We start from the raw sequence: 23,524 nt of genomic DNA, 5'->3' as shown, positions 1-23,524 counted from the left end.
CGATACTAATTGCCCGTGCGGCTTGATCCTATAAGTCGAGACATTCGGCTGTGTGAGCGAGCGATACGCAAAATCTGACTTGAAGTTGTTGCTTCTTCTGTTTCTGGTTGTTGGGATAAGTCCCGGCGACCAACCTTTTACCCTGGCGGCCATAGCGAGCGGGAACCACCCCTTCCCATCCCGAACAGGACCGTGAAACTGCTTTGCGCCGATGATAGTGTGGCACTTGCCCATGCGAAAGTAGGTCACCGCCAGGTCCTATACTGAAGCCCTCGTACCCTGTACGAGGGCTTCTTTCATTGGTGCGACTGAACGCGCAAAGCCGCCCCCCGTGCCATGCCCGGGGGGCGGCTTTCATGGGCGGTTCACATCGGTGGGAAACGGGTCAGCTTGCCCCAGCCAAGACCGCGGGCAACCACCGCCCGCTCGAAGGGGGTGGAAACGTAAACTACAGGCGCATTGAAAGTACGGACTTCCCGTGCAAGGCTGCTGGTGATCAGGCGGACGTTGGAGACTCCGTTACCATTCGGGGTCGCGGAGCTGCAAGCCAGCAGGTACAGGGGCCCCCGGCGCGATTCGGCATAGGAAGGCAGCGAGGACAGGTCGTCTGCCCAACGGAGCGGAGAGACGAAGCGACCGCCGAAGTTCTGCATCAGGCCAGGTTCTCCGTGAGTCATGACCAGTGCCCCATCATGAAATTCCGGCATCAGCATGTAGTCGAGAGATACGTCTGAATCAACCCTCCGGATATACCCCACGGCTGCACGCTTTGACATTTTTCCCGCCAGAATGCGGCCGGTGGCTTTGCCATAGCTTGCCAGCGCCGGCCCGAACAGCCCGGTTGCGGCCGAGGCGATACCCAGCCCCAGCGATATCCAGCCCAGGGTACTGGCCAGCTTCGGATCGTGGTCGCCAATGATGGCTGCAGCAATGCCGGTGGCATTTGACGCCAGTCCAAGCAGTGCTGACGTGATACCCAGAATGGTGCCCGTGAGGGTGGCCAGCATCATGGCCAGTCCCAGCGTCGCAATGCCGAGAATAATGCCCACAATGCCCAGTCCCAGACCGGTAGCCGCGGATACGCTCATATAGCCGGAGTGATCGGTCCGGTTGACCGGATCGCCGCCACAGAAGGCGTAGGGATTGATGCCACCGCCCGAGAACGGGCTGAACGGGTCCATGCGCAGAAAACACTGCAGCATCGGGTCATAGCTGCGGGCACCATTGCCGAGGTGATACAGCTGGCTGCGTGAATTGATCCAGTCGACCAGTTCGCCATGCATGCCGATTTGTGGCCGGATGCGGGTCGCCGGGACAGCGCGGGGGGGCGTCGGGCGGGGAGAGGTTTTGCTGGGCATGGCGGGCTCCTCTGATGACCGGCACCATGGACGGCCGGTGCCTTGCTTCCAAAGCCAGCTATAGGTGATTTGTGCTGTCCGGACTTCCCTTTCGGACGAATGGAGCTGACAGGCCGCCGGGCGCTTTGCCTGTATCCGCTGCAGCACGCTGGGCCGCCTGATGCGTTACAGGAATGGCGCGCCCCTGCTGAGGGCATGAGCAGGGCGGGTCGGGCATGACAAAGCGCCAGCATCACTGCTGGCGCTTTGTCGTTACCGGCGGCCGGACTGTGCCGGCTGCGGTTATACTGCGCGACCCGTCACTCAGGCGGCGTGGCGCTTGGCGACGACGTCCCAGTCGACCAGCTTCCAGAAGCTTTCCAGGTAGTTCGGGCGGCTGTTGCGGTAATCGATGTAGTACGCGTGCTCCCAAACGTCACAGGTCAGCAGTGCCTGCTTGTCGGTGGACAGCGGGGTGGCAGCATTGCTGGTCGACACCAGGTCCAGCTTGCCGTCGGAGCCCTTGACCAGCCAGGCCCAGCCGGAGCCGAAGGTACCGGCTGCCACGGCATTGAAGGCCTTCCTGAACTCGTCGAAGCTGCCCCATTTGGCATTGATCGCTTCGGCCAGTGCGCCGGACGGCTGACGCTCTTCCCCGGCGGCATTCGGTGCGAAGCCGAGCCAGTAGAAGGTGTGGTTCCAGATCTGGGCCGCATTGTTGAACACGCCACCGGACGATTTCTTGACGATCTCTTCCAGGGAGGCGTTTTCGAACTCGGTACCCTTGATCAGGTTGCTCAGGTTGGTGACGTAAGTCTGGTGATGCTTGCCGTAGTGGTATTCCAGGGTTTCCCGGGACAGGTACGGGGCGAGGGCGTCGAGGGCGTAAGGCAGTGCCGGCAGCTTGTGTTCCATGCGATAACTCCTTGAGTCATTGACGGGTAGGTGTATACCCGTATGTGGTGATGATATGACTGATATCAAGTTTATAGGAATAAAGACGTCAGGCCAATGTTGACAAATTTAGTCAGGAATACTCCCCAACCGTTGCACGCGCATGGCGCGCGGCGAGAAATGAGACATGTCGTTGAATTTTGATGTAATCGTCCTTGGTGCCGGTGCGGCCGGCCTGATGTGTGCGGCCCAGGCCGGACAGCGCGGTCGCCGCGTGCTGCTGCTCGACCACGCGGTCAGGCTGGCGGAAAAAATCCGCATCTCCGGCGGCGGCCGGTGCAACTTCACCAACGTGAACGTGCGGCCGGAGTGCTATCTGTCCGATAACCCGCATTTCTGCCGCTCGGCGCTGGCCCAGTACACCCAGCATGATTTCATCAAGCTGGTCGAGCGGTACGGCATTGCCTGTCACGAGAAGACGCTGGGCCAGTTGTTCTGCGACGACAGCAGTCAGTCGATCATAGACCTGTTGCTGCATGAATGTGAGCTGGGCGGCGTCGAGCGACGCATGGGGGTGACGGTGCAGGCGGTCGACAAGCCGTCGCGCTTCCGGGTGACGACCGATGCCGGCGTTTTCGAGGCTGACAGTGTGGTGGTGGCGACCGGAGGGCTGTCGATTCCGCAGATCGGCGCCACGCCTTTCGGCTACCGGCTGGCCGAGCAGTTCGGACTGCGGGTGACGCCGCTGGCGCCGGCGCTGGTGCCGCTGACCTTCCAGCCCGGCGATGTGGCCGTGTTCGGCGAGCTGGCCGGCATCGCCATCGAGGTCGAGGCCTGTGCCGAGCGCGGGCCGGCATTCCGCGAGGCAGCCTTGCTGACGCACAAGGGCGCCAGCGGGCCGGCCATGCTGCAGGTGTCCAGTTACTGGCGACCCGGCGAGAGCCTGACGCTCGATCTGTGCCCGGGGGTGGACCTGGAGGCGCGGCTGGCCGAAGATCGCCACAGCGACAAGCTGCTCGGCAACTGGCTGGCGGGCTTCTGGCCCCGGCGCTTCGCTCAGGCCTTTGTCGAGCTGTTCGGTGACAACCGGCCGCTGCGCAGCCTCGATGAACGCAGCGTGGCGCGCCTGTTCGAGGCCATTCGCGGCTTTGTCCTGCGACCGAACGGCACCCAGGGCTACCGCAAGGCGGAAGTTACCCGCGGCGGTATCGATACCCGCGACCTGAGCTCGAAAACGATGATGGCCCGCGAGGTGCCCGGGCTGTTCTTCGTTGGTGAACTGGTCGACGTGACCGGCTGGCTCGGCGGTTACAACTTCCAGTGGGCGTGGTCCAGCGGCTGGGTGGCCGGCCAGCATTGCTGAGCGACGGGTCGCGCAATAGCCGCGACGCGCGCAGCCGCTTGGCACTACAATTCCGGACCTGCTTTTGCCGCCTTTGGGCGGCGCGATTGAAATGATACATGTCCGATTACGCTGATCTTCCTCCTCCGTCCGATGCCGATTCCCTGTCCGACCTGCGTGTGCCGCCACACTCGGTCGAGGCCGAGCAGTCGGTACTGGGCGGCCTGCTGCTCGACAATACGGCCTGGGAAAAAATCGCCGACCTGGTCGGCGAGGGCGATTTCTATCGCCACGACCACCGGCTGATCTGGCGCGCGGTGTCCAAACTGATCGACACCGGTCGGCCCGCCGACGTCATTACCGTGTCCGAACGGCTGGAAAGCACAGGCGAGCTGACCGATATCGGCGGCCTGTCCTATCTGGCCACGCTGGCGCAGAACACGCCGTCGGCCGCCAATATCCGCCGTTACGGCGAGATCGTCCGCGAACGTTCGGTCATGCGCCAGCTGGTGACGGTCGGCACCGAGATCGTCGAGTCCGCCTTCCGGCCGATGGGGCGCGATGCCGCGCAACTGCTGGACGAGGCCGAGGGCAAGGTGTTCCGCATTGCCGAGAGCACGGCCAAGAACGAGCAGGGCTTCCAGGCGATGCCGGAGATCCTGTCCGAGGTCACGGAAAAGATCGACATGCTGTACAGCCGGGAGAACCCGGATGAAGTTACCGGCCTGCCGACCGGCTTCCTCGATCTTGACGAGAAAACGTCCGGCCTGCAGCCGGGCGACCTGATTATCGTGGCCGGCCGGCCGTCGATGGGCAAGACCGCGTTTTCGATGAACCTGGCGGAGAACGTCGCCATTGCGACCAATTTGCCGGTGGCGGTGTTCTCGATGGAAATGCCGGCAGCGCAGCTGGCGACACGGATGATCGGTTCGGTCGGCCGGCTGGACCAGCACAAGCTGCGGACCGGCCGCTTCGACGACGAAGACTGGCAAAAATTCAGCCACGCGCTCGGCGTGCTGGCCGAGACCAAGGTGCATATCGACGAAACCCCGGGCCTGACCGCGCTGGAACTGCGCGCCCGCGCCCGGCGGCTGGCGCGGCAGTACGGCGGCAAGCTCGGCCTGATCGTCATCGACTACATGCAGCTGATGAGTGGCTCGTCGGGCGGGCGCGAACAGAACCGGACCGCCGAAATTTCGGAGATCTCGCGTTCGCTGAAGAGTCTGGCGCGCGAACTGAGCGTGCCGGTGATTGCCCTGTCGCAGCTGAACCGTTCGGTGGAACAACGGCCGAACAAGCGGCCGATGATGTCCGACCTGCGTGAATCCGGCGCTATCGAGCAGGATGCCGACCTGATCATCTTCATGTACCGCGACGAGTACTACAATCCCGACTCGCCGGACAAGGGCACGGCCGAGGTCATTATCGGCAAGCACCGTAACGGGCCGACCGGCGTGGTCAAACTGGCGTTTATCGGCCAGTTCTCCCGCTTCGAGAATGCCGCGCTCGGCCAGGGCGGCTGGGCCGCACCTGACGAATAAGCCTCAAAGGACCAGCGATGAGTTTCTATTCCCATCATGTGTTTTTCTGCACCAACCAGCGTGAAGCGGGTCGTGACTGTTGCAACAATCATGGTGCCAGCGAACTGCTCGACTACGCGAAGGACCGCATTCGCGAACTGGGCCTCAAGGGCGAGGGCAAGGTGCGGGTGCAGAAGGCCGGCTGCCTCGACCGCTGCGATCTCGGCCCGGTGCTGGTGATTTACCCGGAAGAGACCTGGTATACCTTCATCGACCGCGAGGACATCGATGAAATCATTTCCGAACATATCGTCAACGGCCGCGTGGTCGAACGACTGAAACTGCCCGATCATGCTTAATCCCCCCCCGATGCAGCGCATCGCCGGCCCGGCCGGCGGCCTGGATACCCTGATCGTCGCGCCGCAGGACGTGCCGCGCGGCGTGGCCGTGATCTGTCACCCGAACCCGCTGCAGGGCGGCACCAATACCAACAAGGTGGTGCAGACCTGCGCCAAGGCGCTGGCCAGTCGCGGCTATGTCGCCTATTGCCCGAACCTGCGCGGTGTCGGCGGCAGCGATGGCGAGCACGACCATGGTCACGGTGAGGTCGACGATGTCCTGGCCGTGGTCGCGCAGGCCAGGGCAGACCATGGTCCGCTGCCACTGGTGCTGGCCGGCTTCTCGTTCGGTGGCTTTGTCGCCGCGCATGCGCGCCAGCGCATCGACAGCGAACACCTGATCCTGATGGGGCCGGCGGTCGGCAAGTACGAGACGCCGATTCCGGCCGAAGTGCCGGTCGACACGCTGGTGGTGCATGGCGAGGCGGACGAGGTCATCCCGCTCGGCGCGGTGCTGGACTGGGCGCGACCGCAGGCGCTGCCGGTGGTGGTCTTTCCCGGCGCCGGTCATTTTTTCCATGGCAGGCTGGTGCCGCTCGGCCGGTTGATTGCCCGCCACGTCGGCTGATGCCGCGTTAATGCTTTCCGGACGGAGTCCATGCTCGAACTGACGCATCTGCACAAAACCTTTGGCGATGTCACGGCAGTCAATGATGTCAGTCTGCATGTGGTCCGTGGCGAGTGCTTCGGCCTGCTCGGCCCGAACGGGGCCGGCAAGACCACTACGCTGCGCATGGCGCTGGGTCTGCTCGACCCCAGCGGCGGCAGTATCCGTCTCAACGGGCTGCCGGTGCCGGCACAGGGCCGTGAGGCCAGGATGCGGGTCGGTGTGGTGCCGCAGTTCGACAATCTCGATCCCGATTTTACCGTGGCGGAAAACCTGGTCGTGTTCGGCCGCTATTTCGGGCTGGACGTGCGTGCGTTGCGGCGCCGGGTACCGGAACTGCTGGAATTCGGCGGCCTGACCGGCAAGGAGCACGCCCGGGTCGGCGAGTTGTCCGGCGGCATGAAGCGACGGCTGACGCTGGCGCGGGCACTGGTCAACGATCCCGACATCCTGTTTCTCGACGAGCCGACCACCGGTCTCGATCCGCAGGCGCGCCACCTGATCTGGGAGCGGCTGCGCAGCCTGACCCAGGCCGGCAAGACGCTGGTGCTGACCACGCACTTCATGGACGAGGCCGAGCGCCTGTCCCACCGGCTGGCCGTGATCGACCATGGTCGGCTGATCGGGCAGGGCACGCCGCAGGCGCTGATCCGCCAGTACATCGAGCCCGAGGTGGTCGAAGTCTACGGCGACGGGGCGACTGACTGGGCCCGCCAGGCTGCGCCGCCGTACCGGATGGAGATCAGCGGCGAAACGGCGTTTTTCTATGGCGAGCAGCTCAAGCCGCTAGTGACTGTGCTTGAGGGGCTGACGTTTCGATACCTGCTGCGTCCGGCCAATCTGGAAGATGTGTTCCTGCGCCTGACCGGCCGCGAACTGCGCGACTAGACTTTGCCGCGCCGCTTCCGTTTTGCCATGGTCGGCCCGCCGCGACCCGCGTGCTAGACTGGCACCCATTCGCGCCAGTGACTGGCGCCAGTCAACCGGATAGCCCTGCCGCCATGAGTCAACCCGACAACCAATTCAGTTACAGCCACGACCAGCTGACCCAGCTTGCCGCACGGGTGCTTGAGCACGCGCGCGTACTGGGCGCGACCAGCGCCGAGACCGAAGTCAGCGAGGGAACCGGCCAGAATGTGACCGTTCGCCTGGGCGAGGTCGAAACCATCGAGTACAACCGCGACAAGGGCATCGGCGTCACCGTCTATGTCGGCCAGCGCAAGGGCCAGGCATCCAGCTCGGACTTCAGCGACGACGCCCTGCGGCAGACGGTGGAGGCCGCCCTGGCCATTGCCCGCCATACCGCCAGTGATCCGGCCGCCGGCCTCGCCGACCCGGCGCTGCTTGCCCACGACAGTATCGATCTGGACCTCTACCACCCATGGGCGCTGGATGTGGACCAGGCGATCGCGCTGGCCACCGAGGTCGAGGATGCCGCGCGCGCCGTCGACCCGCGCATCAGCAACTCCGAAGGTGGCAGCGTGTCCAGCCACGTGTCGAACTTCATCTACGCCAACTCGAACGGCTTCTCCAGTGGCTATGCGTCCAGCCGGCATTCGCTGTCGGCCGCGGTCATCGCCGAAGCCGACGATGCCATGCAGCGTGACTACTGGTACAGCACCGCCCGTCATGCCGACGACCTGCAGGCCGCGCGTGACGTCGGCCGCATTGCCGGCGAGCGCACCGTGCGCCGTCTCGGTGGTCGCCAGGTGGCTACCGGCCAGTTTCCGGTCCTGTTCGATCCGGGCATGGCCGCCGGCCTGATCAGTCATCTGGTCGGCGCCACCAGTGGCGGCGCGCTGTACCGCAAGGCCAGCTTCCTGGTTGATTCCGCCGGTACCCAGGTGTTCTCCGACCGGGTGCGGATCGACGAGGACCCGTTCCTGCCGCGCGGGCTGGCCTCCGGCGCCTTCGACAACGAGGGCGTGGCGACCCGCGCCCGCACGCTGGTCGACAAGGGCGTGCTGACCGGCTATTTCCTGTCCAGCTATTCGGCACGCAAGCTGGGACTGGTGTCGACCGGCCATGCCGGCGGCAACCACAACCTGATCGTGCGCCCGACCGGCGAGAGTTTCGGGCAGTTGCTGCGCATGATGAACCGCGGACTGCTGGTGACCGAGCTGCTCGGTCACGGCGTCAATACGCTGACCGGTGACTATTCGCGTGGTGCGGCCGGTTTCTGGATCGAGAACGGCGAGATCGCCTATCCGGTCGAGGAAATCACCATTGCCGGCAATCTGCGCGACATGTACCGGCAGATCCTGGCCATCGGCACCGACGTCGAAGTGCGCGGCGGCAAGCAGACCGGCTCGATCCTGATCGAGCGCATGACCATCGCCGGCGAGTAACGGGTCGTTAACGGACCGTTCATTTGCCATAAATCAGTATGTGATAATTTGAACGGTCCATCCTGAATTCCGGAGTCATCCAACGTGCTGTCGAACTTGCTGCCGTCCCGCCGGGGCGGCTATTTCCTGATTTTCCTCGCTTGCGCCGGTGGCATGGCCTTTGCGCTGTATGCGCAGTATGTGATGGGCCTGCAGCCATGCCCGCTGTGCGTGTTCCAGCGCGTGGCCATCATCCTGACCGGCCTGCTGGCGCTGCTGGCGGCCATCGTCAATCCGCAGGGCGGCGTCAGTCGCGGCCTGTTCGGCGGGCTGGTCACGCTGGCCGCGCTGGGTGGCGCCGGCGTCGCCGGCTGGCAGACCCGGCTGCAATTGCTGCCGGCCGACCAGGTACCGGCCTGCGGCCCGGGCCTCGACTACATGCTGGAAACCATGCCGCTGAGCCGGATGCTGGCCAAGGTGTTCCATGGCAGCGGCGAGTGCGCGGCCATCGACTGGACCCTGCTGGGACTGTCGATGCCGATGTGGTCGCTGGTGTTCTTTATTGGCGTGATCGTATTTTCGCTGTGGCTGCTGGCCCGGCGCCGTTGATTCGGGAGTTGTTGTCATGAGGGTGTTGAACGAGCTGGAGCCCCGCCCGCTATGGGCCCATTTCCAGACGCTGTGCGATTTTCCGCGGCCGTCGAAGCACGAGACGGCGCTGCGTGACCATCTGCGCGCCTGGGCCGAGGCACGGGGCCTGGCCACCCGGCTGGATGCAGTCGGCAATCTGCTGATCTGCAAGCCGGCGACACCGGGCATGGCCGACCGGGAAACCGTCGTGCTGCAGGGCCACCTCGACATGGTGACGCAGAAAAATGCCGGTACCGAGCATGACTTCCTGCGTGACCCGATCCGCCCGCTGATCGGCGACGACGGCTGGGTCCGCGCCGAGGGCACCACGCTGGGGGCCGACAACGGCATCGGTGTTGCCGCTGCGCTGGCAGTGCTGGAAAGCGACGATCTGCCGCATCCGGCGATCGAGGCGCTGTTCACCCTGGATGAAGAAGCCGGCATGACCGGTGCCCAGGGACTGGGCACCGACCTGCTGACCGGGCGCCTGTTGCTGAACCTCGATACCGAGGACTGGGGCGAGTTCTATGTTGGCTGCGCCGGCGGTATCGATGTGCTGCTGGAACGCTCGCTCGACAGCGAAGCGCTGCCGGCGGACCGCGAGGCACTGCGGATCGAACTGACCGGGCTGCGTGGCGGTCACTCCGGCGTCGACATTCACCTGGAACGCGGCAATGCCACCAGACTGCTGGGCCGGGTACTGGCGGCACTGGCCGCCGAACATGACGCCCGGCTGGTGTCGCTGGAAGGCGGCACGCTGCGCAATGCGCTGCCGCGCGAGGCCTTTGCCGTGATCGCCGTGCCGGCCGCGCAGCGTGCGGCAGTGGCAGCAACACTGGACCAGTGGCAGGCGCTGCTGCGCGACGAGCTGGCCGGGGTGGATGACGGCGTGACGCTGGTGCTGCGCGAGGCGCAGGCGGCACGCATGCTCGACACGACGGCCTCGGCGGCGGTGATGGATCTGGTCAACGCCTTGCCGCATGGCGTGGCGCGCTGGAGCCAGCGGGTGCCGGGCGTGGTCGAGACCTCGAACAATATCGGCGTGGTCCGCGCCGGGGAAGACGGTTTCTCGGCCGTGCTGCTGGTGCGTTCGCTGCTGGACAGCGGGCTTGCCGCCCGTGTCGGCGAGATCGCTGCCGTCGGCCGGCTGGGAGGCTGCCGTACCGCGACCGAAGGGCGCTACCCGGGCTGGACGCCGAACCCGGATTCGCCGCTGCTGGCGCTGGGCCTTGACGTGTACCGCCGCCATTTCGGCGGCGAGGCGGCGGTCAAGGTCATTCATGCCGGCCTTGAGTGCGGCATCCTGGCCGGCAAGTACCCGGGACTGGACATGCTGTCGTTCGGGCCGAACGTGCGGGGTGCGCACTCGCCGGACGAGCGGGTGGAAATCGCCAGCGTGGCGATGTTCTGGCAGTTGCTGGCGGCGCTGCTGGCCGCGACCCCGGTACGTCACATGTAAGCAGTCGTTGCCGGCGCTTGCGTGCCGGCAACGATTTTGTGACCATTTCCCCCATGCGGCAACCGGGCCGCGCAATGAACAAGAAGGCAAGCATGTATCGTGGCGAACGTTTCAACGCCATCAGTCACCTGATCGGCGCCGTGGCCAGTGTCGTGGCACTGGTGGTGATGGTGGTGCGCGCGGCGGACAGCGGCGACGCCTACCGGATCGTCGGCGCCAGCCTGTTCGGCGCCGCACTGGTGCTGCTGTACGCGATTTCCACGCTGTATCACAGCGTGCGCGGCCGGGCCAAGAGCGTGCTGCAGAAATTTGACCATTGCGCGATCTATCTGCTGATCGCCGGCAGCTACACCCCGTTTGCGCTGGTGACCCTGCAGGGTCCGTGGGGCTGGACGCTGTTCGGGCTGGTCTGGGGGCTGGCCGTGTTCGGCATTGCCCAGGAGGTCACCATCGGCCGCAAGAGCCCGACGCGCTGGCTGTCGCTGGTCATCTATCTGGTCATGGGCTGGCTGGTGCTGATTGCCGTCAAGCCGCTGATGCAGCAACTGGCAACCCCGGGTCTGGCATGGCTGGTCGCCGGTGGCGTGACCTACAGCGTCGGCGTGTACTGGTTCATCAACGATGAACGGATTCCCCACGGCCATGGCATCTGGCACCTGTTCGTGCTTGGCGGCAGCCTGTGCATGTTCGTCAGTGTCTTCCAGTATGTGATCTGAGCCGGTTTCCCCATGGATGGGGCGGGCGAGCCCATGGCAAAATGACGCCCCATGCATTACGGAAGGCACGGATGAACGAAACCACAGCCAGCGACGCATTGACGGTCATGGTGGTCGAGGACGAGCCCAAACTGGGCCAGCTGCTCGTCGACTACCTGCGTGTGGCCGGCTACCAGACTGAATGGATTGCCGATGGTGAGGCGGTAGTGCCGCGCGTGCGCGAGGCCGAGCCGGCGCTGATTCTGCTCGACATCATGCTGCCCGGACTCGACGGCCTGTCGATCTGCCGTGAGCTGCGCGCTTTCTCCAGTGTGCCGATCGTCATGGTTACGGCCCGGGTTGAGGAAGTCGATCGCCTGCTCGGGCTCGATATCGGTGCCGACGACTATATCTGCAAGCCATTCAGCCCGCGCGAAGTGATTGCCCGGGTCAAGGCGATCCTGCGCCGGGTACGACGTGGTGACGCACTGCCGGCCGAGCCGGCGCTGGTCATCGACGAAGTCCGCTGCGAAGCCCGCTTCCAGAGTCAGCTGCTGGATCTGACCCAGGCCGAATTCCGCTTGCTGAAGACGCTGGCATCGGCCCCGGGGCGGGTGTTCTCCCGCGATCAGCTGCTCGACCAGTTGTATGACGACTACCGTGTGGTGACGGATCGAACCGTCGACAGCCATATCAAGAACCTGCGCCGCAAGCTGGAGCACGTCTGTTCCGACTGCGAGGCGATCCGCTCGGTATACGGGGTCGGCTACAAGCTCGTCGTCCAGACCTCGGACGGACGGCCGTAACGGACCAGCCTGCCAAGCGTTGTGCCGAAGAAACGGGCAGGGCCCGGCAGCGAAGAGGACACCATGCCTACGGTATACGGCGAGTCGATCGCGAGCACTTCCCGCTGCAGGGTCCTGGCGATGATGGCGGCCGGTGATTGCGCGCCACCGTGGGTGGACTGGCAGACCATCAGGTACAGCGGGGAGTCGGGGGGGCTGGCCTAGTAGGCCGGGATCCGGGCCAGGTCGTCGGCCCACAGCTCCGGGGGCAGAAAAATGCCCTGAAAATTTTCTATTCTGCCTCGCTCGTTGATGTGGGCTGCGGCCAGGGAACCGTCCCGGTAGCGGGCACCAAACAGGAAACTCCTGCCTGATCGCCCGTGCATGCTGTTCATGATTTCCCCGTGCACAGTCCCGGAGTACAGGCGACCGGTTGCTTTCACGATGCCCATTCCCACCGGGACGAGCAGCCCGAGCAGCATCGAGGCGATGCCCAGACCCGTTGCAACCCAGCCCAGGGTGCGTGCCAGTTCGGGATCACCGCTTGCTGCATGCACGCTGGCAGCGATGCCGACAGCCGAGGAGGCCAGGCCCAATACCCCGCTGGTCGCCGCAAGCAGTGCTCCGGTGGCGGTCATGCCGATGAACACCGAGATGCCCAGGGTGAGAAGGCCCAGCACCAGACCCAGAACACCCACGGTGACCCCGGAGATGACCGCCGCGCTGGCATGGCCGGACGGATCGGTGTGGTTGACCGGATCGCCCCCGCAGAAGGCATAGGGATTGATTTCCCCCATGCCGAACGGGCTGTCCGGGTCCTTGCCGAGAAAACCCTGCAGCATCGGGTCATGGCTGCGGGTGCCATGGCCAAGGTGACAGAGCTGACTGCGCACGCTGATCCCGTCGACGCGCTCGCCATGCATGCCGATCAGCGGACGGATACTCAGCGGGGGCGCTGCCTGTATGCTTGTGCTGGACTTGATGGACATGAGAACGGGGCCTCGGGTGGGTGTCGGGGCGGGCCCGGTTTCCTTCGTTCTATAAAGCCTGCCTGCACGTAGCCAGACCGCTCTGACAAGCGGCCATCGCCCGCCCGTGGCGCCCGGGGCCGCCGGTCAGACGCTGCCGCGCAGCCTCGGCAGGCTGATCTCCATCCACAGCCCGCCCAGCGGCGACTGGCGGGCGGTCAGCGTGCCGCCATGGGCTTCGACGATGTTCTGGCAGATCGCCAGGCCGAGTCCCGATCCGCCGCTGGCACGGTTGCGCGAACTCTCCATCCGGCTGAAACGATCGAACAGGCCCGCCAGCGACGCCTGCGGCACGCCAGGCGCGGAGTCCTGGATATCGATGCGGACCCGGTCGCCGTCGGCATGGCAGGCAATGTCCAGTCGCCCGCCGGCATCGGTGTAGCGCACGCTGTTTTCCAGCAGATTGTTGAACAGCTGGTTCAGGCGGTCGGCGTCGCCGAACACCCGGCAGCGGCCCGCGTCGCACGGTGACAGCGACACGGTCAGCGACTTGCCGGCCAGCCGCTCACGGAACGCACCGAGCGACAGCAGCAGCAGCTCGGCCAGATCGACCTCGGCCTTGCGGTAGCTCAGGGCACCGACATCGGACAGCGACAGCTGGTACAGGTCATCGACCAGCTTGGTCAGCGTCGCGACCTCGACCTGCAGCGAGCGCAGGGAGTCCGGCGTCAGCGCGCGAACACCGTCTTCCAGTGCCTCCAGTTCGCCGCGCAGGACCGACAGCGGCGTGCGCAGCTCGTGCGAGACATCGGCCATGAACTGGCGGCGCATGTTCTCGTTTTTTTCCAGCGTATGTGCCAGCTGGTTGAAATCCTGGCCCAGCCGGCCGAACTCGTCGCTGCGGGTGATCGGCACCCGGGCGCTGAAATGCCCGGCCGCGAGCTGGTGGGTGGCGCCGGTCAGCCGCTTCAGCGGCGCCAGAAAGCCGCGTGCCAGCCACAGCGCCGCGCCGGCGGCCAGCAGCACCGACAGGCCGACAATGATCCAGCTGCTGCGCAACTGCTGGTCGAGGAAGTGCAGGTCGGCCATGCGCGTCAATCGCGCCGGCGACGTGCTCAGTACCCAGCCGACCGTGCGGCCGCCGACTTCGATCGGACGCGAGAACGTGTCTTCCTGCGGCGGTTCGCCACGGCCGCCGATCACCTGGCGCTGCTGGTCGAGCAGCCACAGCCGCGTGCGCAGCCCGGGCAGCGGCGGCGGAGGTGGCCCGCCGCCGCCACCACGGTGTTCCATGCGGCGATGGCGGTGGCCATTGCCATCCAGCTCGCTGTCGCGGTCGGCCGGCGGGGTCAGGGTACGGATCAGTCGCAGCCAGTTGTCCGGGTCCTCATGGACAAAGGTCCAGTCGCCGTGCTGCGCATACAGCCGCGCCATGGCATCGGCGACGATCTCGACCCGGGTCTCGTTGCTCTTGCGCACATAGTCGAGGAAGCCGTTCTGGAAGCTGATCCGGAACGCCATGCCGATGCCGAGCGCCAGCAGCAGGCAGGCGGCGAGAATGGCGAGAAACAGCTTGCCGGTGACGCCTGGCGGCCTGAGCAGGTTCATGGCGTGGTCGCCTCCGGGGCAAGGTTGCCGTTCCAGCCACCGCCCAGCGCCTTGATCAGCAGCACGCTGGCCGAATAGCGCCGGCCTTCCAGCTGCAGCGCGGTAATCTCGCTCTGGCGGCGGCTGGCCTGCGCGGTGGCCACGGTGGTGAAGTCGGCCGTGCCGGCGCGGTATTCGTTCAGCGCCAGCCGCTCGGCCTCGCGGGCCGCGGCGACGGCTTCCTGCTGGCGGAGGGCTTCCTCGGCCAGCAGGGTCAGCGCGGCCAGGTTGTCTTCGACCTCCTGCAGCCCGGACAGTACCGTCTGCCGGTATTGCGCCGCGCTGGCGTCGTAGGCGGCGCGCGCCTGCTCGACCCGGGCCGAGCGCGCGCCGGCATCGAACAGCGTTTCCGCCAGTCCGGCGCCGAGCGACCAGACCCGGGCCGGGGTGTTGAACCAGCTGGCAAAGCCGGCCGCGCTGAAACCGCCCGAGGCCGACAGGGTCAGCGCCGGGAAATACGCCGACTGCCGGACGCCGATGGTGGCGTTGGCTGCTGCCACCGCGCGTTCGGCGGCGGCGATGTCGGGCCGGCGTTCGAGCAGGCTGGACGGCAGTTCGGCCGGCGTCGCCGGCAGTGCGGGCAGGGTGGCGGTGGCAGGCAGGTCGAAATCGGCCGGCGCCTTGCCGACCAGAATGGCGATGGCGTGTTCGAGCTGGCGGCGGCTGAGGTCGTAGTCGATGGCCTGGGCCTCGACCGTTTTCAGTTGCGCCAGGGCCTGGGCGACATCGGCGCGGGTGACCAGGCCGGCGTCGAACTGGTTGCGGGTCAGGGTCAGCGACTGGCGATAGGCGGCGATGGTGTCGGCACTGAGCTGACGCTGACGCTCGGTCACGCGCAACTGCAGATAGTCCTGCACCAGTTCGGCCTGGGCGGACAACTGCGCAGCGGCCAGACTGGCGGCACTGGCCTGGGTGCTGGCGTCGCTGGCCTCGACCGTACGCCGGACCTGACCCCACAGATCCGGCTCCCAGCTTGCATCAAGCGAGAACACATGGCCATTGGTGACGGCCTGATTGCCGCCGGTCTGCTTGCGGCTGGTGCTGGCCGTCGCGCCGACGGTCGGGAAGAAGCCGGTCCGGGCTTCCTGCGCGGCGGCACGCGCCTGGCGGTAATTGGCCAGGGCGACCTGCAGTGTCTGGTTGTTCGCATTCAGCGCCGCCACCAGCCGGTCGAGTTCCGGGTCGGCGTAGACGGTCCACCACGCGCCACGCGGCGCGTGATCGGCCGGGTCTGCAATTTTCCAGCCCGGGGCCGCTTCCTTGTAGTGCGCCGGCAGCGGCATGTCGGGCCGTACATAGTCCGGGCCGACGGCGCAGGCCGCCAGCAGCGGCAGGCACAGCAGTGAAGGCATCAGGGCACGCAATTTCAACTCGGTTCTCCTGCTTGCGTATCGGGTTCGCCGCGCCACTGGCGTTGGCACCAGGCACGGAAACGATCGAGGTAAAGGTAAACCACCGGGGTGGTGTACAGCGTCAGCAACTGGCTCATCAGCAGGCCGCCGACGATGGTGATGCCGAGCGGGCGGCGCAGTTCGGCGCCGTCGCCGCCGCCGATTGCCAGCGGCACAGCGCCGAGAATGGCCGCCAGTGTGGTCATCAGGATCGGCCGGAAGCGCAGCAGGCAGGCGGCGTGGATCGCCTGGCGCGGGCTCATGCCGTCGCGGCGCTCGGCCACCAGGGCGAAGTCGATCATCATGATCGCGTTCTTCTTGACGATGCCGATCAGCAGCAGCACGCCGATCAGGGCGATCAGGCTGAATTCGCTCTTGAACAGCATCAGTGCCAGCAATGCGCCAAGGCCGGCCGACGGCAGCGTGGACAGGATGGTCAGCGGATGGATATAGCTTTCGTACAGGATGCCGAGCACCAGATAGACCGTGACCAGTGCGGCCAGTATCAGGAACAACTGGTTGCGCAGATTGTCCTGGAAGGCCTTGGCCGTGCCCTGGAAACTGCCGTGGACGGAGGACGGCACGCCAAGTTCGGCCATGATGCGATCGATGATTTCGGTCGCGTCGGACAGTGACTTGCCGTCAGGCAGATTGAACGACAGCGTGGCTGCGGCGAACTGGCCCTGGTGATTGACCTGCAGCGGCGCATTGGTCGGCTGCCAGGTGGCGAATGCCGACAGCGGCACGGAAGTGCCGGCGCTGTTGACCACGAACAGCTTTTTCAGTGTCTCCGGGCTCTGGGTATATTGCGGCTGCACCTCGACCACCACCTTGTACTGGTTCAGCGGCTGGTAGATGGTCGATACCTGGCTCTGGCCAAAGGCCGCATACAGCGTGCTGTTGACGTCGGCCACGGTCAGACCGAGCCGGGACAGCGTATCGCGGTCATAGGTCAGGAAGGTCTCGACGCCCTTGTCCTGCTGGTCGGAATCGACATCGAGCAGACCCGGGTCGTTCGAGAACGCCTCGCGGATCTTCGGCTCCCACAGACGCAGCGCGGCCAGGTCGTCCGACTGCAGCGTGTACTGGTAGGTCGAGTTGCTCTGGCGGCCACCGACGCGGATATCCTGCATCGGCATCATCATCAGTTGCGCGCCGGGCTCCTGCGACAGCTGCTTGCGCAGCCGGGCGATGACTTTCTCCGCCGGCGGTCGCTGGTCCTTCGGTTTCAGGGCGATAAACATCTGGCCGCTGTTGGAGCCACTGGTCGAGGCGGAAATATTCTGCACCGCCGGATCGGCACGGACGATGGTCATGAAGCGCACCAGCTTGTCGCGCATCGCCTGGAACGAAATGCTCTGGTCGGCGCGGATAAAGCCGCCGATCTGGCCATTGTCCTGCTCGGGGAAGAAACCCTTCGGAATGGCCACGTACAGATAGACGTTCAGGGCGATGGCAATGCCGAGCAGCGCGATCATCAGCCGGGCGTGGTCCAGCGCCCAGGTCAGCGACCGCCCGTAGCCGCGCTGCATGCGCTTGAGCAGGATGCCGAAGCGGCGGACCGGCCAGCTGCCTTTCTCTGCCTCCATGCCCGGTTTCAGCAGCCGGGCGCACAGCATCGGCGTGGTGGTCAGCGATACCAGCAGCGAGATCAGGATTGACACCGACAGGGTGACGGCGAATTCGCGGAACAGCCGGCCGACGATATCGCCCATGAACAGCAGCGGGATAAAGACCGCGATCAGCGAAATGCTCATCGACAGCACGGTGAAGCCGACCTCGCGCGAGCCCTGCATGGCGGCCTGCAGCGGCTTCATGCCGGCCTCGACATGGCGCGAGATGTTCTCCATCACCACGATGGCGTCGTCGACCACGAAGCCGGTGGCGATGGTCAGCGCCATCAGCGACAGATTGTTCAGGCTGAAGCCGCACAGGTACATGGCGGCGAAGGTGCCGATCAGCGAGACCGGTACCGCCACGCACGGCACCAGCGTCGCGCGGCCGTTCTTCAGGAACAGGTAGACCACCAGGATCACCAGGCCGACGGCGATCATCAGCGAGCGCTCGACCTCGGTCAGCGACGCGCGGATGCTCGGCGAGCGATCGAGGTTGATGTTCAGCTCGACCGCGCCCGGCAGCAGGCGTTTCAGCATCGGCAGTTCGGCCTTGATGCGGTCGACGGTGGCGATGATATTGGCGTTCGGCGCGCGGGTGACAATCAGGATCACCGATTCCTTGCCGTTGGCGTAGCCGGCATTGCGCCGGTCCTGCTCGCCGTCCCGGACCGTGGCCACATCGCTGAGCCGCACGGCGGCGCCGTTCTTGTAACTGATGATCAGCGGCGCGTAGTCGGCGGCGGTTTTCGCCTCGTCGTTGGCCTCGATCTGCCAGCGGCGGTCGTCCTTCTCCAGTGCGCCCTTCGGCCGGCGCTGGTTGGCGGCGGACAGGGTCTTGCCGATCGCGGTCAGCGACAGGTTCTGGTTGGCCAGCGCATCCGGATTGACCTCGACCCGCACCGCCGGCAGCGAGCTGCCGCCGACATTGACGTCGCCGACGCCCTCGATCTGCAGAATGCGCTGGGCCAGAATCGTCGAGGCGATGTCGTACATCTTGCCGCGGCTCAGCGTGTCCGAGGTCATCGACAGGATCAGGATCGGCGAGTCGGACGGGTTCGCCTTGCGATAGGTCGGGTTGTTCGGCAGGCCGGATGGCAGCAGGCTGCGCGCGGCATTGATGGCTGCCTGCACATCGCGCGCGGCGCCGTCGATATCGCGGTCCAGCTCGAACTGCAGCGTGATCCGCGACGAGCCGAGCGAGCTGCGCGAGGTCATTTCCGTGACCCCGGCAATGCGGCCCAGCGCGCGCTCCAGCGGCGTGGTCACGCTCGATGCCATGGTTTCCGAGTTGGCGCCGGACATCGACGCCGAGACCGAGATGGTCGGGTAGTCGACCTGCGGCAGCGGCGCCACCGGCAGGAACAGGAAGCCCAGTGCGCCGGCGAACAGAATGGCGATCGTCAGCAGCCAGGTCGCGACCGGGCGGTGGATGAACAGATCGGACGGTCCGCCGCTCATGCTGCGCTGTCCGGATCACGGCGGCGCAGGCGCTGCGCCAGCCGGTCGAAGGCCAGATAGATCACCGGGGTGGTGAACAGCGTCAGTACCTGGCTGAGCACCAGCCCGCCAACCATGGCCACGCCGAGCGGGCGGCGCAGCTCGGCGCCGATCCCGGTGCTGAACATCATCGGCAGCGCGCTGAGCAGGGCCGCCATGGTGGTCATCAGGATCGGGCGGAAGCGCAGCAGGCAGGCCTGGTAGATGGCCTCGCGCGGCGGCAGCCCGCGTTCACGTTCGGCTGCCAGGGCGAAGTCGATCATCATGATCGCGTTCTTCTTGACGATGCCGATCAGCAGGATGATGCCGATGATGGCGATCACGCTGAGATCCTGCCCGGCCAGCATCAGCGACAGCAGTGCGCCGACGCCGGCGGTGGGCAGGGTGGACAGGATGGTGATCGGGTGGATATAGCTTTCGTACAGCACGCCGAGCACGATATACATCGCCACGATGGCGGCAACGATCAGCCACAGGGTGCTGTTCAGCGAGGCCTCGAACGCCAGCGCCGCGCCCTGGAAGCTGGTGATGATGTCCGCCGGCATGCCGATGCCGCGCTCGGCGGCGCGAATGGCCTGCACCGCATCGCCGAGCGATACGCCGGATGCCAGGTTGAACGACACCGTTGCCGACGGGAACTGCGCCAGATGGTTCAGCACCAGCGAACCGCTGCGTTCACTGACGCGGGCCACGGCGGTCAGCGGCACCGTGCTGCCGTTGCTGCCGGTCAGGTAGATGCCCTCCAGCGCCTGCGGACCGGCTGAATGGCGTGGCTCGACGCCGAGCACTACCCGATACTGGTTGGCCTGGGTGAAGATGGTCGAGACCATCCGCTGGCCGAAGGCGTCGTACAGTGCGTTGTCGATCTGGGCGACGGTAATGCCGAGCCGGCTGGCGGCGTCGCGGTCGATGTCGACCTGGGCCACCAGCCCCTGGTCCTGCAGGTCGCTGGTCACGTCGGCCAGTGCCGGCACGGTTTTCAGCCGCTCGACCAGGGCCGGTATCCACTTGCCCAGTTCTTCCTGGGTGCCGGCCTGCAGGGTGAACTGGTACTGGGTACGACTGATGCTGTCCTCGATGGTCAGGTCCTGGATCGGCTGCATGTACAGCTTGATGCCGGGAATGTCGGCTACCCGCTGCTGCAGCCGGTTGATGATGGCGGGCGCCCGCTCGGCGCGCTGGTCGAGCGGCTTGAGATTGATCTGCAGGCGGCCGCTGTTCAGCGACGCATTGCTGCCGTCGATACCGATAAACGACGACAGGCTTTCCACGTCCGGGTCCTGCAGCAGACGTGCCGCCACCTGCTGCTGGCGCTCGGCCATGACCGCGAACGACACCGTCTGCGGCGCCTCGGTGATGCCCTGGATCACGCCGTTGTCCTGCTGCGGGAAAAAGCCCTTCGGGATCAGCCAGAACAGCAGCAGCGTCAGGGCGAGCGTGCCGACCGCCACCGACAGCGTCAGCCGCTGGTGTTCGAGCACCCAGTTCAGGTAGCGGCCGTAGCGGGCAATGACGCGGTCGAAAAAGCGCTCGCTGGCGCGGGAAAAGCGGCTTTGCCGCTCCGGCGGCACGTGGCGCAGCAGCCTGGCGCACATCATTGGCGTCAGCGTCAGCGAGATCACGCCGGAAATCAGGATGGCGACCGCCAGGGTGACGGCAAATTCGCGGAACAGCCGGCCGACCACATCGCCCATGAACAGCAGCGGGATCAGTACGGCGACCAGCGAGAAGGTCAGTGAAATGATGGTGAAGCCGATTTCGCCGGCCCCCTTCAGCGCCGCCTGCAGCGGCGTGTCGCCTTCTTCCAGATAACGGGTGATGTTCTCGATCACCACGATGGCGTCGTCGACCACGAAACCGGTGGCGATGGTCAGTGCCATCAGCGTCAGGTTGTTCATCGAGAAGCCGGCCAGGTACATGACACCGAAAGTGCCGACCAGCGACAGCGGCACGGCGACACTGGGAATCACCGTGGCCGACAGATTGCGCAGGAACAGGAAAATCACCATCACCACCAGTGCCACGGCGAGCATCAGCTCGAACTGCACGTCCCTGACCGAGGCGCGGATGGTCGAGGTGCGGTCGGTCAGGATCCTGACTTCGACCGCCCCCGGCAGCGAAGCCTGCAGGGTCGGCAGGATCTCGCGGATGCGGTCCACCGTCTTGATGACATTCGCCCCGGGCTGACGCTGGACATTGAGGATGATGGCCGGATCATGGTCGGCCCAGGCCGACAGCTTGTTGTTCTCCGCGCCCTCGGCAATGGTGGCGACATCGGCCAGCCGGACCGGCGCGCCGTTCTTGTAGGCGATGATCAGCTTCAGGTAGTCGTCCGGCGATGTCAGCTGGTCATTGGCCGACAGCGTGGTCGCGCGGGTCGGGCCGTCGAAGCTGCCCTTGGCCGAATTGACGTTGGCGCCGGAAATGGCGGTCCGCACGGCCTCGCTGTCGAGGCCGTAGGCCGCCAGCGCGCGCGGATTCAGGTTGACCCGCACCGCCGGCCGCTGGCCGCCGGACAGGGTGACCAGGCCGACGCCGGATACCTGCGACAGCTTCTGCGCGACCCGGGTGTCGACCAGATCCTGGACCCGGGTCATCGGCAGGGTCTGCGAAGTGACGGCCAGGGTCAGTACCGGCGGATCGGCCGGGTTGACCTTGCTGTAGATCGGCGGATTCGGCAGATCGCCTGGCAGCAGGCTGTTGGCGGCATTGATGGCTGCCTGCACTTCCTGCTCGGCCACGTCGAGGCTGAGGTCGAGGTTGAACTGCAGGGTGATGACCGACGCACCGCCGGAGCTTTGCGACGACATCTGCTTGAGGCCGGACATCTGGCCGAACTGCCGCTCCAGTGGCGCGGTGATCGACGACGTCGTCACGTCGGGGCTGGCGCCCGGATACAGCGTGACCACCTGGATGGTCGGGTAGTCGACTTCCGGCAGCGCGGAGATCGACAGGGCGCGGTAGCCGACCAGACCGGCCAGCAGCAGTGCCACCATCAGCAGCGTGGTCGCGACCGGGCGCAGGATAAACGGGCGGGACGGGTTCATGCCGGTCTCCGGCCGTCAGCGGGCAGGCGGCGGCCGCTCATTGCGGCTGGCCCTTGTGGCGTTTCTGCGCGGCCGGCTTGCTGGCCGCGGCGGCACGATTGCGTTCGAGACGGGCGGGATCGACGATCTCGACCCGGGCGCCCGCCGTCAGCTTGTCGACGCCGTCGGTCACCAGCCGCTCGCCGGCCTGGACGCCCTTGCTGATGACCACGCGCGTGCCATCGCCGGCCGTGGTCGATACCTGGCGCATGGCGACCTTGTTGTCCGCCCCGACCACCCACACGTAGCTGCCTTTCTTGCCGGTCTGCACGGCCGCAACCGGTACCACTACCGCCTGCGACAGCGTGCCGGCGCGAACGCGGGCATTGACGAACTGGTTCGGGAACAGCGTGCCGTCCGTGTTGGCGAATTCGGCCTTCAGCTTGATGGTGCCGGTGCTGGTGTCGATCTGGTTGTCGAGCGTCAGCAGCCTGCCGACCGCCTGCCGCTGCTTCATCTCCCGGTCCCAGGCCTCGACCGTCAGCGTCTGGCCGGCGTTCAGCGGCGCCAGGATGGAGGGCAGCTGCGTTTCCGGCAGGGTGAACAGTACCTGGATCGGCTGGACCTGGGTGATGACCACGATGCCGGTGGTGTCGCCGGACGAAATCTGGTTGCCGACATCGACCTGCTTGAGGCCGACCCGGCCGCTGACCGGTGCGGTGACCCGGCTGTAATCGAGCTGCAGCCGTGCCGAGTCCACCTGGGCGCGATCCGCCTTGACCGTGCCCTGCAACTGGCGCACCAGCGAGGCCTGGGTGTCGACCTTCTGCGCCGCGATCGACTCCTGCGCCAGCAGGGTGCGGTAGCGGGCGAGGTCGGCGCGGGCATTGTCCAGATCGGCCTGATCCTTGGCCAGCTGGCCTTCGGCCTGCGCCAGGCTGACCTGGAATGGCCGCGGGTCGATTTCGGCCAGCAGCTGGCCGGCCCTGACCGTCTGTCCCTCGGTGAAGTGCAGCTTCATCAACTGGCCGTCGACCCGGCTCTTGACCGTTACGGTGCTGGCGGCGGTCACGGTGCCGAGTCCGCCGAGCCAGACCGGCACATCGGCCGTGCTGGCGGTAGCCACCTGCACCGGCGGCTGCGGCATTCTGCCGCCGGGTCCGCCGGGTCCGTTCGCGGCGCCGGCCGCGCTCTGCTGGCGCAGCGAGTAGATGCCGTAGCCGAGACCACCGATGACGACGGCGGCGATCAGGAGCAGGGACCAGCGGCGACGGGCGCCGGATTTCGGGGACGTGGACGGATTCATGGGCTTTGCGCGAAATGGACGGACGGGAATGACCGGATCGTGAGCAGGGTAGCAGCCGCCTGTCGCCAGAGAATGAAGA

The 23,524-nt window shown here is 65.9% G+C and carries 19 protein-coding genes and 1 rRNA gene; 12 read left to right on the top strand and 8 right to left on the bottom strand.

Annotation, left to right across the window (positions count from 1 at the left end; all coding sequences use genetic code 11):
• Positions 1-141 precede the first annotated feature (141 nt).
• A 5S ribosomal RNA gene (gene rrf, locus Q352_RS0111070) occupies positions 142-257 on the top strand.
• 108 nt (positions 258-365) lie between these two features.
• Here the strand turns inward: rrf and Q352_RS0111065 are convergent.
• Complete coding sequence (locus tag Q352_RS0111065; protein WP_084300081.1) at positions 366-1,358, bottom strand: RHS repeat-associated core domain-containing protein; 993 nt, start codon at positions 1,356-1,358, stop codon at positions 366-368.
• A gap of 303 nt (positions 1,359-1,661) precedes the next feature.
• Positions 1,662-2,252 carry a superoxide dismutase gene (locus Q352_RS0111060; RefSeq protein WP_028499398.1) on the bottom strand — a complete coding sequence of 197 codons (591 nt, stop codon included), beginning with the start codon at positions 2,250-2,252 and terminating at the stop codon, positions 1,662-1,664.
• A gap of 166 nt (positions 2,253-2,418) precedes the next feature.
• On the opposite strand from Q352_RS0111060, the gene Q352_RS0111055 reads away from it, so the two are divergent.
• From Q352_RS0111055 to Q352_RS23390, 11 genes are all read left to right on the top strand, one after another.
• Positions 2,419-3,594, top strand: a complete 1,176-nt coding sequence (locus Q352_RS0111055; RefSeq protein ID WP_036386032.1) for a BaiN/RdsA family NAD(P)/FAD-dependent oxidoreductase — start codon at positions 2,419-2,421, stop codon at positions 3,592-3,594.
• Between the two features lie 98 nt (positions 3,595-3,692).
• Positions 3,693-5,114 carry a replicative DNA helicase gene (dnaB, locus tag Q352_RS0111050; protein WP_028499396.1) on the top strand — a complete coding sequence of 474 codons (1,422 nt, stop codon included), beginning with the start codon at positions 3,693-3,695 and terminating at the stop codon, positions 5,112-5,114.
• 17 nt (positions 5,115-5,131) lie between these two features.
• Entirely contained in the window at positions 5,132-5,452 is a 321-nt protein-coding gene (locus tag Q352_RS0111045; protein WP_028499395.1) for a (2Fe-2S) ferredoxin domain-containing protein, read from the top strand.
• Positions 5,445-6,059 carry an alpha/beta hydrolase gene (locus tag Q352_RS20750; RefSeq protein ID WP_036386030.1) on the top strand — a complete coding sequence of 205 codons (615 nt, stop codon included), beginning with the start codon at positions 5,445-5,447 and terminating at the stop codon, positions 6,057-6,059. The genes Q352_RS0111045 and Q352_RS20750 overlap by 8 nt, the downstream gene beginning before the upstream one ends.
• Before the next feature lie 30 nt (positions 6,060-6,089).
• The gene (locus Q352_RS0111030; RefSeq protein ID WP_028499394.1) at positions 6,090-6,986 is read left to right on the top strand and encodes an ATP-binding cassette domain-containing protein; all 897 of its coding nucleotides are present in this window, start codon (positions 6,090-6,092) and stop codon (positions 6,984-6,986) included.
• Between the two features lie 113 nt (positions 6,987-7,099).
• On the top strand, positions 7,100-8,446 hold the full coding sequence (pmbA, locus tag Q352_RS0111025) for a metalloprotease PmbA (protein ID WP_028499393.1): 1,347 nt from the start codon (positions 7,100-7,102) through the stop codon (positions 8,444-8,446).
• Between the two features lie 84 nt (positions 8,447-8,530).
• Positions 8,531-9,034 carry a disulfide bond formation protein B gene (locus Q352_RS0111020; protein WP_233495258.1) on the top strand — a complete coding sequence of 168 codons (504 nt, stop codon included), beginning with the start codon at positions 8,531-8,533 and terminating at the stop codon, positions 9,032-9,034.
• Between the two features lie 16 nt (positions 9,035-9,050).
• Positions 9,051-10,514 (top strand): aminoacyl-histidine dipeptidase, encoded by a 1,464-nt coding sequence (locus tag Q352_RS0111015; RefSeq protein ID WP_028499391.1) that lies wholly within the window; start codon positions 9,051-9,053, stop codon positions 10,512-10,514.
• 92 nt (positions 10,515-10,606) lie between these two features.
• Positions 10,607-11,230 carry a PAQR family membrane homeostasis protein TrhA gene (gene trhA / locus Q352_RS0111010; protein ID WP_028499390.1) on the top strand — a complete coding sequence of 208 codons (624 nt, stop codon included), beginning with the start codon at positions 10,607-10,609 and terminating at the stop codon, positions 11,228-11,230.
• Between the two features lie 71 nt (positions 11,231-11,301).
• Entirely contained in the window at positions 11,302-12,015 is a 714-nt protein-coding gene (locus Q352_RS0111005) for a response regulator (protein WP_028499389.1), read from the top strand.
• Positions 12,016-12,078: 63 nt separating this feature from the next.
• Positions 12,079-12,219, top strand: coding sequence for a hypothetical protein (locus Q352_RS23390; RefSeq protein ID WP_156952528.1), 141 nt, complete (start codon positions 12,079-12,081; stop codon positions 12,217-12,219).
• Here Q352_RS23390 and Q352_RS0110995 read toward each other — a convergent pair.
• From Q352_RS0110995 to Q352_RS0110970, 6 genes are all read right to left on the bottom strand, one after another.
• Positions 12,216-12,917, bottom strand: coding sequence for an RHS repeat-associated core domain-containing protein (locus Q352_RS0110995; RefSeq protein WP_158537458.1), 702 nt, complete (start codon positions 12,915-12,917; stop codon positions 12,216-12,218). The two genes, Q352_RS23390 and Q352_RS0110995, sit on opposite strands and share 4 nt — an antisense overlap.
• Positions 12,918-13,109: 192 nt before the next feature.
• Positions 13,110-14,570 (bottom strand): envelope stress sensor histidine kinase BaeS, encoded by a 1,461-nt coding sequence (gene baeS, locus Q352_RS0110990; protein WP_028499387.1) that lies wholly within the window; start codon positions 14,568-14,570, stop codon positions 13,110-13,112.
• A complete protein-coding gene (locus Q352_RS0110985) occupies positions 14,567-15,979 on the bottom strand; it encodes an efflux transporter outer membrane subunit (protein ID WP_244879574.1) in 1,413 nt (470 codons plus the stop codon). Before Q352_RS0110985 ends, baeS begins: the two co-directional genes overlap by 4 nt.
• Complete coding sequence (locus tag Q352_RS0110980) at positions 15,976-19,074, bottom strand: multidrug efflux RND transporter permease subunit (protein ID WP_028499385.1); 3,099 nt, start codon at positions 19,072-19,074, stop codon at positions 15,976-15,978. The genes Q352_RS0110985 and Q352_RS0110980 overlap by 4 nt, the downstream gene beginning before the upstream one ends.
• Positions 19,071-22,160: an MdtB/MuxB family multidrug efflux RND transporter permease subunit gene (locus tag Q352_RS0110975; protein ID WP_028499384.1), complete on the bottom strand. Its 3,090-nt coding sequence runs from the start codon at positions 22,158-22,160 to the stop codon at positions 19,071-19,073. The genes Q352_RS0110980 and Q352_RS0110975 overlap by 4 nt, the downstream gene beginning before the upstream one ends.
• Before the next feature lie 37 nt (positions 22,161-22,197).
• Positions 22,198-23,445 carry an MdtA/MuxA family multidrug efflux RND transporter periplasmic adaptor subunit gene (locus Q352_RS0110970; RefSeq protein ID WP_036386026.1) on the bottom strand — a complete coding sequence of 416 codons (1,248 nt, stop codon included), beginning with the start codon at positions 23,443-23,445 and terminating at the stop codon, positions 22,198-22,200.
• Between the last annotated feature and the right edge of the window lie 79 nt (positions 23,446-23,524).

Source organism: Microvirgula aerodenitrificans DSM 15089 (assembly GCF_000620105.1).
Classification (GTDB): domain Bacteria; phylum Pseudomonadota; class Gammaproteobacteria; order Burkholderiales; family Aquaspirillaceae; genus Microvirgula; species Microvirgula aerodenitrificans.
The sequence above is the reverse complement of the archived record's forward strand: the minus strand, read 5'-3'. Positions and strand labels throughout refer to the sequence as shown.

Excerpts from the sequence above, each read along its gene's own strand:
- trhA (WP_028499390.1), top strand. The coding sequence starts at position 10,607 with ATGTATCGTGGCGAACGTTTCAACGCCATCAGTCACCTGATCGGCGCC.
- Q352_RS0111055 (WP_036386032.1), top strand. The coding sequence starts at position 2,419 with ATGTCGTTGAATTTTGATGTAATCGTCCTTGGTGCCGGTGCGGCCGGC.
- Q352_RS0110975 (WP_028499384.1), bottom strand. The coding sequence starts at position 22,160 with ATGAACCCGTCCCGCCCGTTTATCCTGCGCCCGGTCGCGACCACGCTG.
- Q352_RS23390 (WP_156952528.1), top strand. The coding sequence starts at position 12,079 with ATGCCTACGGTATACGGCGAGTCGATCGCGAGCACTTCCCGCTGCAGG.
- Q352_RS0111060 (WP_028499398.1), bottom strand. The coding sequence starts at position 2,252 with ATGGAACACAAGCTGCCGGCACTGCCTTACGCCCTCGACGCCCTCGCC.
- baeS (WP_028499387.1), bottom strand. The coding sequence starts at position 14,570 with ATGAACCTGCTCAGGCCGCCAGGCGTCACCGGCAAGCTGTTTCTCGCC.
- dnaB (WP_028499396.1), top strand. The coding sequence starts at position 3,693 with ATGTCCGATTACGCTGATCTTCCTCCTCCGTCCGATGCCGATTCCCTG.
- Q352_RS0110970 (WP_036386026.1), bottom strand. The coding sequence starts at position 23,445 with ATGAATCCGTCCACGTCCCCGAAATCCGGCGCCCGTCGCCGCTGGTCC.
- Q352_RS0111045 (WP_028499395.1), top strand. The coding sequence starts at position 5,132 with ATGAGTTTCTATTCCCATCATGTGTTTTTCTGCACCAACCAGCGTGAA.
- Q352_RS0110995 (WP_158537458.1), bottom strand. The coding sequence starts at position 12,917 with ATGCATGGCGAGCGCGTCGACGGGATCAGCGTGCGCAGTCAGCTCTGT.
- Q352_RS20750 (WP_036386030.1), top strand. The coding sequence starts at position 5,445 with ATGCTTAATCCCCCCCCGATGCAGCGCATCGCCGGCCCGGCCGGCGGC.
- pmbA (WP_028499393.1), top strand. The coding sequence starts at position 7,100 with ATGAGTCAACCCGACAACCAATTCAGTTACAGCCACGACCAGCTGACC.
- Q352_RS0111015 (WP_028499391.1), top strand. The coding sequence starts at position 9,051 with ATGAGGGTGTTGAACGAGCTGGAGCCCCGCCCGCTATGGGCCCATTTC.
- Q352_RS0111030 (WP_028499394.1), top strand. The coding sequence starts at position 6,090 with ATGCTCGAACTGACGCATCTGCACAAAACCTTTGGCGATGTCACGGCA.
- Q352_RS0110980 (WP_028499385.1), bottom strand. The coding sequence starts at position 19,074 with ATGAGCGGCGGACCGTCCGATCTGTTCATCCACCGCCCGGTCGCGACC.
- Q352_RS0111005 (WP_028499389.1), top strand. The coding sequence starts at position 11,302 with ATGAACGAAACCACAGCCAGCGACGCATTGACGGTCATGGTGGTCGAG.
- Q352_RS0111065 (WP_084300081.1), bottom strand. The coding sequence starts at position 1,358 with ATGCCCAGCAAAACCTCTCCCCGCCCGACGCCCCCCCGCGCTGTCCCG.